General features: G+C 68.1%; 10 protein-coding genes. 4 read left to right on the plus strand and 6 right to left on the minus strand.

Annotated elements, in window-relative coordinates:
* Window positions 1-136: 136 nt before the first annotated feature.
* The 3 genes from pspA to pgsA all read right to left on the minus strand — a co-directional run bounded on the left by pspA (window position 137) and on the right by pgsA (window position 2,132).
* Window positions 137-964, minus strand: a complete 828-nt coding sequence (gene pspA, locus A5652_RS10270; protein ID WP_067350159.1) for a phage shock protein PspA — start codon at window positions 962-964, stop codon at window positions 137-139.
* Between the two features lie 134 nt (window positions 965-1,098).
* Window positions 1,099-1,425 (minus strand): transcriptional regulator ClgR, encoded by a 327-nt coding sequence (clgR, locus tag A5652_RS10275; protein WP_067350162.1) that lies wholly within the window; start codon window positions 1,423-1,425, stop codon window positions 1,099-1,101.
* A 116-nt stretch (window positions 1,426-1,541) separates the two neighbouring features.
* Entirely contained in the window at window positions 1,542-2,132 is a 591-nt protein-coding gene (gene pgsA / locus A5652_RS10280; RefSeq protein WP_082983848.1) for a CDP-diacylglycerol--glycerol-3-phosphate 3-phosphatidyltransferase, read from the minus strand.
* Window positions 2,133-2,170: 38 nt separating this feature from the next.
* On the opposite strand from pgsA, the gene A5652_RS10285 reads away from it, so the two are divergent.
* Window positions 2,171-2,704: an amino-acid N-acetyltransferase gene (locus tag A5652_RS10285; RefSeq protein ID WP_067350169.1), complete on the plus strand. Its 534-nt coding sequence runs from the start codon at window positions 2,171-2,173 to the stop codon at window positions 2,702-2,704.
* Between the two features lie 67 nt (window positions 2,705-2,771).
* Here A5652_RS10285 and A5652_RS10290 read toward each other — a convergent pair whose 3' ends face one another.
* Complete coding sequence (locus tag A5652_RS10290) at window positions 2,772-5,390, minus strand: DNA translocase FtsK (RefSeq protein ID WP_232001152.1); 2,619 nt, start codon at window positions 5,388-5,390, stop codon at window positions 2,772-2,774.
* Window positions 5,391-5,446: 56 nt separating this feature from the next.
* Here A5652_RS10290 and A5652_RS10295 point away from each other — a divergent pair, with 56 nt between their 5' ends.
* From A5652_RS10295 to A5652_RS10305, 3 genes are read left to right on the plus strand one after another with little or no spacing between them, the layout of a single operon-like run.
* Window positions 5,447-5,761 (plus strand): putative quinol monooxygenase, encoded by a 315-nt coding sequence (locus tag A5652_RS10295; protein WP_067127109.1) that lies wholly within the window; start codon window positions 5,447-5,449, stop codon window positions 5,759-5,761.
* Entirely contained in the window at window positions 5,761-6,591 is an 831-nt protein-coding gene (locus A5652_RS10300; RefSeq protein ID WP_067350172.1) for a mycofactocin-coupled SDR family oxidoreductase, read from the plus strand. The genes A5652_RS10295 and A5652_RS10300 overlap by 1 nt, the downstream gene beginning before the upstream one ends.
* Window positions 6,592-6,596: 5 nt before the next feature.
* Window positions 6,597-7,469, plus strand: a complete 873-nt coding sequence (locus A5652_RS10305) for an SAM-dependent methyltransferase (protein WP_082983847.1) — start codon at window positions 6,597-6,599, stop codon at window positions 7,467-7,469.
* A gap of 108 nt (window positions 7,470-7,577) precedes the next feature.
* On the opposite strand, the gene A5652_RS10310 is transcribed toward A5652_RS10305, so the two are convergent.
* Window positions 7,578-9,254, minus strand: a complete 1,677-nt coding sequence (locus A5652_RS10310; RefSeq protein WP_067350177.1) for a ribonuclease J — start codon at window positions 9,252-9,254, stop codon at window positions 7,578-7,580.
* Between the two features lie 19 nt (window positions 9,255-9,273).
* On the minus strand, window positions 9,274-9,882 hold a 609-nt coding region (locus A5652_RS10315), incomplete at its 5' end, for a dihydrodipicolinate synthase family protein (protein WP_067350180.1).

Genomic DNA, 9,882 nt, shown 5'->3' on the forward strand with positions numbered 1-9,882 from the left:
GCCTGCGCGCGGATCGGCCACCGCGCTGATCCTGCGGGCCACCAGGTCGGAGACGTCGGCCGCGGTGGCCAGCCCGCGGTGCAGCAGCGCGCGCCACGGACCGGGCTGTGTCGCTTTCACCGCAACGACGCTTCGACTACTGGCCAAGCGGCTTCTCGGTGACCGAGCCGCCCGCGCTTTCCGCGGGCGCAGCGGTGGCGGGCGTGGTCCCCGCGGCCGGCGTCCCACCGGTCGGCAGGGCCTCGCCACGCATCGAGGCGCGAATCTGCTCCAGGCGGGAATGGCCGGCCATCTGTACGCCGGCCTGCTCGACCTCGAGCATTCGGCCCTGCACCGAACCCTGCGCGAGCTCCGCGGCCCCGATCGCGTTGGCATACCGTCGCTCGATCTTGTCGCGCACCTCGTCGAGGCTGGGGACGTTGCCGGGGGCGGCGAGATCGCTCATCGACCGCAGCGAAGCGCTGACCTGCTCCTGCATCTTGGCCTGCTCGAGCTGGCTGAGCAGCTTGGTGCGCTCGGCGATCTTCTGCTGCAGCACCATGGCGTTCTGCTCGACGGCCTTCTTGGCCTGCGCGGCCGCGCCCAGCGCCTGGTCGTGCAGCGTTTTGAGGTCTTCGACGCTCTGCTCGGCGGTCACCAGCTGCGCGGCGAACGCTTCCGCGGCGTTGTTGTACTCGGTGGCCTTCGCGGCGTCACCGGACGCGGTCGCCTGATCGGCCAGCGTCAACGCCTGACGGACGTTAACCTGCAGCTTTTCGATGTCCGCCAGCTGGCGGTTCAGCCGCATCTCCAGCTGCCGCTGATTGCCGATGACCTGCGCGGCCTGCTGGGTCAGCGCCTGATGCGTTCGTTGCGCTTCCTCGATGGCCTGCTGGATCTGGACTTTGGGGTCGGCGTGCTCGTCGATCTTGGCGTTGAACAGCGCCGCGAGGTACTTCCACGCCTTGACGAACGGATTGGCCATGAGTTAGCTCCACCTTCGCTTCTTGAGGATCCGGATGGTCCCCGGATGGGACTGAACGGGCTCTGCGCCTGTCGCTCAATTTAACGGGTTGGCGCCGATCGCCCCACCCCTTACGCGGGATCGGTCCCCGGCGTTCAGGCGAGCGCCAACGACGCAACCGGCGGGATGACGACCTTGATGCTGGTGCTGGCGGCCCCATCCGCGGGCGCGCCGACGGCCGCACGTTCCTCGCTGGCCATCCGCTCGCCCGCATGGGTGAGAACCGACGACAACGGGACGTCCAGCGCGTCGCAGATCGCGTTCAGCAGCTCGCTGGAGGGTTCCTTGCGGCCGCGCTCCACCTCGGACAGGTATCCAAGGCTCACCCGCGCCGAATCGGACACCTCGCGCAGCGTCCTGCCCTGTGTCGTGCGGGCCTCGCGCAGCACGTCGCCGATGACCTCGCGCACCAATGGCGGCATCCCGCCCTCCTTCGTCCAGTCGGCCCTGCGCGGCACGTACTCAGCTTGCCTCCGGCAGGTGCTCACTAGGTGAACGCGGCCGGCGGTGGTCTGGTTCCCGATTGGTGCCGCCGGAATCAGCCGGGCGTGCGGCGTACTTCCCGGACGGTGGAGACGACGTAGTCGATACCGGTGATCACCGTCAGCACGATCGCCGCTCCCATCACCACCGCCGCGGCCACCCGGAACGGCCCCGCCAGGGGCAGCACGAACAATCCGATGGCCAGCACCTGCACCACGGTCTTGAGTTTGCCGCCCCAACTGGCGGGAATGACGCCGCGGCGAATGACGGCCAGCCGCAGCACGGTGACCCCGAATTCGCGGGCCAGGATCACGGCCGTGACCCACCACGGCAGTTCACCGAGCATCGACAGCCCGATCAGCGCCGACCCCACCAGCGTCTTGTCCGCAATCGGGTCGACGAACGCGCCGAACTCGGTCGCCATGCCGTAGTTGCGGGCCAGCAGGCCGTCGAGCCGATCGGTGATGCACGCGGCCGCGAAGATGACGAAAGCCACCACACGGAAACCGTTTTGGTGGCCATCCCCGGCGAACAGCGCGAGCAAAAAGATCGGCACCAGGACGAGCCGCAACAGGGTCAGCGTATTGGCCAGGTTGGCGATGTTTGCGCGGCCTGCCACCGGACCCGTCTGCGGCTGCCCCGACACCGCAACAGAATAACCGTTGACCAGCACAGCCGTCCGCGATGTCGATACTGTTAGCCGTGACCCAAGATCCGCAGCGACATCGGCCGCTGGTTCGGCGCGCGCGAACGTCCGACGTTCCCGCCATCAAGCACTTGGTCGACACCTACGCGGGAAAGATCCTGCTGGAGAAGAACCTCGTGACGTTGTACGAGGCCGTCCAGGAATTTTGGGTGGCCGAACACGAGGGCCAAGTGGTCGGTTGCGGGGCGCTGCATGTGTTGTGGTCGGACCTCGGCGAGGTCCGCACCGTCGCCGTCAGCCCGGCGCTGACCGGCCACGGCATCGGCCACGCGATCGTCGACCGGCTGCTAGAAGTTGCCCGCGAGCTGCAGTTGAAGCGGCTGTTCGTGTTGACGTTCGAAACCGAGTTCTTCGCCAGGCACGGATTCACCGAGATCGAGGGCACGCCGGTCACCGCCGAGGTGTTCGAGGAGATGTGCCGCTCCTACGACATCGGTGTCGCCGAATTCCTGGACCTCAGCTACGTCAAGCCCAACATCCTCGGCAACTCGCGGATGCTGCTGAGGCTGTAGCGGCCGAGCCTGCGGCTAACCGCACACTCGCGCGCGAACGTGCGGCTGGACGCACATTCGCGCGCGCTCAGTCGTCCTCGGGGTCGCCCCCGTCGGCGTCACTGCCGCCCCGGATCAACGCCAGCGTTCCGGCCAGTTCGTCGGGCTTGATCAGCACCTCGCGCGCCTTGGAGCCCTCCGAGGGTCCGACGATGCCGCGGGTCTCCATCAGGTCCATCAGCCGGCCGGCCTTGGCGAACCCGACGCGCAGCTTTCGCTGCAGCATCGACGTGGAGCCGAACTGGCTGGACACCACCAGTTCGACGGCCTGCAGGAACACGTCCATGTCGTCGCCGATGTCGGGGTCGACGTCGGTGCGTTCCCCGGTGGGCTTGGCGGTGGTGACGCCCTCGGTGTATTCGGGTTCGGCCTGGTCCTTGCAGGCGGTGACGACGGCGTGGATCTCCTCGTCGGTGATGAAGGCACCCTGCAACCGCATCGGCTTGTTGGCGCCCATCGGCAGAAACAGGCCGTCACCCATGCCGATCAGCTTTTCGGCGCCGGCCTGGTCCAGGATGACGCGGCTGTCGGTGAGCGACGACGTGGCGAACGCCAGCCGGGACGGCACGTTGGTCTTGATCAGACCGGTGACCACGTCGACCGACGGGCGCTGGGTGGCCAGCACCAGGTGAATGCCTGCGGCACGGGCCTTTTGGGTGATGCGCACGATGGCGTCCTCGACATCGCGCGGCGCCGTCATCATCAGGTCGGCCAGCTCGTCGACGATCGCCACCACGTACGGGTAGGGCCGGTATTCGCGCTGGCTGCCCAGCGGCGCGGTGATGACGCCGGAGCGGACCTTCTCGTTGAAGTCGTCGATGTGCCGCACCCGGGACGCCTGCATGTCCTGGTAGCGCTGCTCCATCTCCTCGACCAGCCACGCCAGCGCCGCCGCCGCCTTCTTGGGCTGGGTGATGATCGGGGTGATCAAATGCGGAATGCCTTCGTAGGGCGTGAGTTCCACCATCTTCGGGTCGATCAGGATCATCCTGACCTCTTCCGGGGTGGCGCGCGCCAGCAGCGATACCAGCATCGAGTTGACGAAGCTGGACTTACCGGATCCGGTGGAACCGGCCACCAGCAGGTGCGGCATCTTGGCCAGGTTGGCCGAGATGAAGTCGCCCTCGATGTCCTTGCCCAGCCCGATCACCAGCGGATGGTGGTCGCGCCGGGTCGACGGCGCGGTGAGCACGTCGGCCAGCCGCACCATCTCCCGGTCGGTGTTGGGCACCTCGATGCCCACGGCCGACTTGCCGGGAATCGGGGCCAGCATGCGCACGCTCTCGGTGGCCACCGCGTACGCGATGTTCTTCTGCAGGGCGGTGATCTTCTCGACCTTCACCCCCGGCCCCAGCTCGACCTCGTACCGCGTGACGGTCGGCCCGCGGGTGCAGCCGGTCACGGCGGCGTCGACCTTGAACTGGGTCAGCACCTCGGTGATGGCATCGGCCATGACGTTGTTGGCGGCGCTGCGCTTCTTGGGCGGATCGCCCGCCACCAGCAGGCTGAGCGAGGGCAGCGTGTACGGGCCCTCGACGATCCGGTCCAGTTCCACGGTGTCGTGCTTGCCCGCCGAACGTCCGCGCTTGCGGCCGCGGGGGGCCTGCATGGCGGGCTGGACGGCGGGTTCGGGCACGGTCGGAATGTCGTCCTGCAGGGCGGCCTGGGCATCGTCGTCCGGCGACCACGCCGCCGGCTCAGGGACGGAGGGCGCGTCGTCGTAGTAGTGGTCGCGGCCCGCTTCGGCGTCGTCGTCGAACTCGTCCGCGTAGTCGTACGGCTCGTCGTCGCCGACCAGCCGGGTACCGAACATGGCGCGAACCACGTCGGGCACCTCCCGGATGGTGGTTCCGGTCAGCAGCAACAGGCCGAACATGAACCCGATGAACAACAACGGTGCGGCGATCCAGGGCGTGAGCCCGTCCGCGAGCGGGCCGCCGATGGCGAAGCCGATGAAACCGGCCGCCCGGCGACGCGCTTCCGGGTCCCCCGGCGAACCGGACCACAGGTGGCGCAAACCGAGGACCGACAGCGTGATCAGGCAGGTGCCCAGGATCAGCCGGGGCCGCACATCCGGGTTCGGCTCGGTGCGCATCAGGGTCACCGCCACCGCGGCGGTGGCGACCGGCAGGGCCAGCACGCCCGCGCCGATGAAGGTCCGCAGCAGCGTGTCGACCCACGTGCCGACCGGCCCGGCGGCGTGAAACCACGAACTCGCGGCGACCACCACGGAAAAGCCCAGCAGCACCAGCGCGATGCCATCGCGGCGATGCCCGGGATCGATGTCGTGGGCTCGCCCGATCGACCGGGCCGCGCCGCCGGTCCCCCGGGCGGCCATCAACCAGATGGCGCGCATGGCTCGACCGCAGGTGAGCCCGGCCCCGACCAGCGGCGCGTGATTACGCCGCCGGGCGGGCTTGCTGACCTTCTTGCGGGGCGCCGCCCGGCGCGCACCCCGGGACCCGCTGGCGCGCGAAGGGGCCTTTGACCTGCTCGTTCGGCTTCTGGAGCGGGCGGCGGTCTTACTGGGCATGACGGCAAGGGTAGTCGCAACGGCATCATCTACACCACCCGCCACACTGGTAACCGTCCTGCCTTGTCGGGCATGGTGCGGTCCGGGCGCCAAATCGCGTGAGTAGGGTGACATTCGGTTGCGAGAAGTCGTGCTCGTCACCCACCCCCACCGCGCCCAGGAGGCCATCAATGCCCGTCGTCGTCGTCGCCACCATGACTGTCAAACCTGAGTCGGTCGACACCGTTCGCGACATCCTCACCCGGGCGGTCGAAGAAGTGCACGACGAGCCGGGCTGCCAGCTGTACTCGCTGCACCAGTCGGACGAGACCTTCGTGTTCGTCGAGCAGTGGGCCGACGCCGAGGCGCTCAAAGCGCACAGCACCGCTCCGGCGGTCACCAAGATGTTCACCGCGGCCGGCGAGCACCTCGTCGGCGCCCCCGACATCAAGATGCTGCAGCCGGTCTCGGCGGGCGATCCGGCCAAAGGACAGTTGCGGCCCTGATGGCCGGCTCGCCAGAAGGCCCCCTGAAGGGCAAAGTCGCCTTCATCACCGGCGCCGCGCGCGGGCAGGGCCGCGCGCACGCGGTGCGGCTGGCCGCCGACGGCGCCGACATCATCGCCGTCGACCTGTGCGACCAGATCGCCAGCGTCCCCTACTCGCTGGCCACGCCCGAGGACTTGGCCGCCACGGTGAAGCTGGTGGAAGACACCGGCGCCCGCATCGTGGCCGCTCGTGGCGACGTCCGCGACCGCGAATCGCTGGCAGCCGCATTGCAGGCGGGCCTCGACGAGTTCGGCCGCCTGGACATCGTGGTGGCCAACGCCGGGATCGCGCCGATGCAATCCGGTGACGACGGCTGGCACGACGTCATCAACGTCAACCTCACCGGCGTCTACCACACGATCAAGGTCGCGATACCCACGATGGTCAAGCAGGGCAACGGCGGGTCGATCGTGCTGATCAGTTCGAGCGCCGGGCTGGCCGGCGTCGGCAGCCCGGACGCCGGTTCCGTCGGCTACGCCGCCGCCAAGCACGGGGTGGTCGGGCTGATGCGGGTCTACGCGAATCTGCTTGCCGGGCAGATGATCCGGGTCAACTCGATCCACCCGTCCGGCGTCGAGACGCCGATGATCAACAACGAGTTCACCCGCGAGTGGCTGGCCAAGATGGCCGCCGCGACGGACACGCCGGGAGCCATGGGCAACGCCATGCCGGTCGAGGTGCTGGACGTCGAGGACATCGCCAACGCGGTGGCGTGGCTGGTGTCCGACCAGGCGCGCTACATCACCGGGGTTACCCTGCCGGTCGACGCGGGATTCCTGAACAAGTAGCCGCCATGGCACGAAACCCGGTTGCGCAGACTGCATTTGGCCCGATGGTGCTGGCCGCCGTCGAGCAGAACGAGCCGCCCGGGCGCCGCCTGGTCGACGACGACTTCGCCGAGCTCTTCCTGCCCGGCCCGCTGCGGTGGCTCGTCGGCGCGACCCGGTTCGCGCCGGTTCGCCGGCTGATGATCCGCGGCTCCGAGTTCACCGGCCCGGGATTGTGGGCGAATCTGGCCTGCCGCAAGCGTTTCATCGCCGACAAGCTCCAGGAATCACTCGACGACATCGACGCCGTCGTCATCCTCGGAGCCGGCCTGGATACCCGCGCCTACCAGTTGACGCGGCGGGTCCGCATCCCGGTGTTCGAGGTCGATCTGCCGGTGAACGTCGCAAGAAAACTCAAGGCGGTTCGCCGAGTACCCGGCGAACCGCCGCTGTCCGTTCGGTTGGTGGCGTTGAACCTCGAGCATGACGACCTGCTCACCTCCCTTGCCGAGCACGGGTACCACACCGACTATCGGGTGTTCTTCATCTGCGAAGGCGTCACGCAATACCTCACCGAGGCGACCGTCCGGCGCACGCTGGACGGGCTGCGCGCCACCGCGCCGGGCAGCCGTTTGGTGTTCACTTACGTCCGTAGCGATTTCATCGACGGGACCAACCGGTATGGCACCCGCACGCTGTACCGCAGCGTGCGCCAGCGGCGGCAACTGTGGCATTTCGGTCTGCAGCCCGGCGACGTCGCGGCGTTCCTCGGCGAATACGGCTGGCGGCTGCTGGAGCAGGCTGGTCCCGACGAGCTCGTCCAACGCTATGTCGACCCCACCGGCCGCAAACTCAAAGCGTCGCAACTGGAGTGGTCGGCCTACGCCGAGAAGATCTAGCAAGGGCGCGCCACGACAGGTAAACGGCTGCGACGACACGCCGGCCGTCGCCGCAATGGTTTAAGTTTCGCGCGTTGGCCTACGCCACGGCCGCGCTCGCGATCGCGCCTAGACCTCGATGACGGTCGGCACGATCATCGGCTGCCTACGGTAGGTTTCGCCCACCCACTTGCCGACGGTGCGCCGCACGCCCTGGGCGATGCGACTGGGATCGGTGATGTTCTCGGCCAGTAGCGCTTCCAGTTCGGCCTCCACCCTGCGCACAACGGGCTCCAGCGCCTTGGGATCCTCGGAAAATCCGCGCGAATGCAGGTGCGGCGGGGCGACCGGACGCCCGGTGCCGCGCGCCACCACCACGGTCACAGCCACGAAACCCGAGGACAGAATGAGCCGCTCGCCCAAGGTGATGTCGCCAACGTCGCCGTTGATCAGGCCGTCGACGAACATCTTGCCGACGGGCACCGCGCCGGCGATGGAGGCCTTGCCCGCGACCAGGTCGACGCTCACCCCGTTCTCGGCCAGCAGGATCGACTCCTCCGGCACGCCGGTGCGCGCCGCCAGCTTGGCGTTGGCGCGCAGCATGCGCCATGTCCCGTGCACGGGCATGACGTGACGCGGCCGAATCCCGTTGTATAGAAAGAGCAACTCCCCGGCATAGGCGTGGCCCGAAACATGCACGCGCGCTTGGGCGTTAGTGACGACACGGGCCCCGATCTTGGCGAGCTCGTCGATGACGCCGTAGACCGCTTCCTCGTTACCCGGGATCAGCGACGACGCCAACACCACCAGGTCACCCGCGGTCAGCGTGATGCTGCGGTGCTCGCCGCGCGACATCCGCGACAACGCCGACATCGGTTCGCCCTGGGTGCCGGTGGTGATCAGCACCACCTTCTCGGCCGGCATCATCTCGGCGGCGCCGATGTCGATCACGTCCGAATCGGCGACGCGCAGGAATCCGAGTTCCCGGGCGATGCCCATGTTGCGCACCATGGATCGGCCGACGAACGATACCCGCCTGCCCAAAGCGACTGCGGCATCGATGATCTGCTGCACCCGGTCCACGTTGGAGGCGAAGCACGCCACGATGACGCGGCCGTCGGCACCGCGGATCAAACGGTGCAGGGTCGGGCCCACTTCGCTTTCCGACGGCCCGACGCCGGGATGCTCGGAATTGGTTGAGTCGCACAGGAACAGGTCCACCCCGGCATCACCGAGCCGCGACATGCCGGGCAGGTCGGTCGGGCGGCCGTCTAGCGGAAGCTGGTCCAGCTTGATGTCACCGGTGTGCAGGATCGTCCCCGCCCCGGTGTGCACGGCGATCGCCAGCGCGTCGGGGATGGAGTGGTTGACGGCGAAGTACTGGCATTCGAACACCCCGTGGCTGCTCTTCTGGCCCTCGGACACCTCGACGAACACCGGCTTGAGGCGGTGCTCGCGGCACTTCGCGGCGACCAGCGCCAGCGTGAACTTCGAACCGACCACCGGGATGTCCGGGCGCAGCTTGAGCAGGAACGGAATGCCGCCGATGTGGTCCTCGTGGGCGTGCGTGAGCACCAGCGCTTCGATGTCGTCGAGCCGGTCGGAGATGTGACGCAGATCCGGCAGGATCAGATCCACCCCCGGCTCGTCATGGGTGGGGAACATCACGCCGCAGTCGATGATCAGCAGCCGGCCCAGGTGCTCGAAAACCGTCATGTTACGGCCGATTTCGCTGATGCCACCCAGAGCGGTGACCCGCAACCCTCCCGTGGCCAAAGGGCCTGGCGGGGCGAGGTCTACATCCACTTCTCGGAAACTCCTTGGGTCACCGCAGCACCGAGGCCGCTCGCATATCGGCGGCCAACGCGTCGAGTTGCTCTGGTGTCGCGGGCATTTGCGGCAGTCGCGGGTCGCCGACTTCGATACCCTGCAGACGCAGGCCAGCCTTGGACAGCGTCACCCCGCCCAGGCGGGCCATCGCATCGCACAGCGGGGAGACGGTGGCGTTGATCTTGCGGGCGGTGGCGATGTCCCCGGAACCGAAGGCGGACAACATCTCCCGCAGCTGTCCGGCCGCCACGTGAGAAATCACGCTGATGAATCCGGTGGCACCCATCGCCAGCCACGGCAGGTTCAGGGCATCGTCGCCTGAGTAGTAGGCCAGGCCGGTCTCGGCGATGATCTGGCCGCCGCCGTGCAGGTCGGCCTTCGCGTCCTTGATTCCGACGATGTTCGGGTGGGCGGCCAGCGCACGGATGGTCTCGGGCTGGATCGGTATCACCGACCGCGGCGGGATGTCGTAGAGCAGCACCGGAAGGTCGGTCGCGTCGGCGACCGTGGTGAAGTGGGCGATCAGCCCGCTCTGGGGTGGCTTCGAGTAGTACGGCGTGACCACCAGCAGCCCGTGGGCGCCCTCGGCAGCGCAGGCCTTGGC

Source organism: Mycobacterium sp. 1165178.9, assembly GCF_001673555.1.
GTDB lineage: Bacteria > Actinomycetota > Actinomycetes > Mycobacteriales > Mycobacteriaceae > Mycobacterium.

What these genes read in the sequence shown, in the direction of transcription:
- pspA (WP_067350159.1), bottom strand. Translation starts at nt 964, where the DNA reads ATGGCCAATCCGTTCGTCAAGGCGTGGAAGTACCTCGCGGCGCTGTTC.
- clgR (WP_067350162.1), bottom strand. Translation starts at nt 1,425, where the DNA reads ATGCCGCCATTGGTGCGCGAGGTCATCGGCGACGTGCTGCGCGAGGCC.
- A5652_RS10285 (WP_067350169.1), top strand. Translation starts at nt 2,171, where the DNA reads ATGTCGATACTGTTAGCCGTGACCCAAGATCCGCAGCGACATCGGCCG.
- A5652_RS10290 (WP_232001152.1), bottom strand. Translation starts at nt 5,390, where the DNA reads ATGTCACCCTACTCACGCGATTTGGCGCCCGGACCGCACCATGCCCGA.
- A5652_RS10295 (WP_067127109.1), top strand. Translation starts at nt 5,447, where the DNA reads ATGCCCGTCGTCGTCGTCGCCACCATGACTGTCAAACCTGAGTCGGTC.
- A5652_RS10300 (WP_067350172.1), top strand. Translation starts at nt 5,761, where the DNA reads ATGGCCGGCTCGCCAGAAGGCCCCCTGAAGGGCAAAGTCGCCTTCATC.
- A5652_RS10305 (WP_082983847.1), top strand. Translation starts at nt 6,597, where the DNA reads ATGGCACGAAACCCGGTTGCGCAGACTGCATTTGGCCCGATGGTGCTG.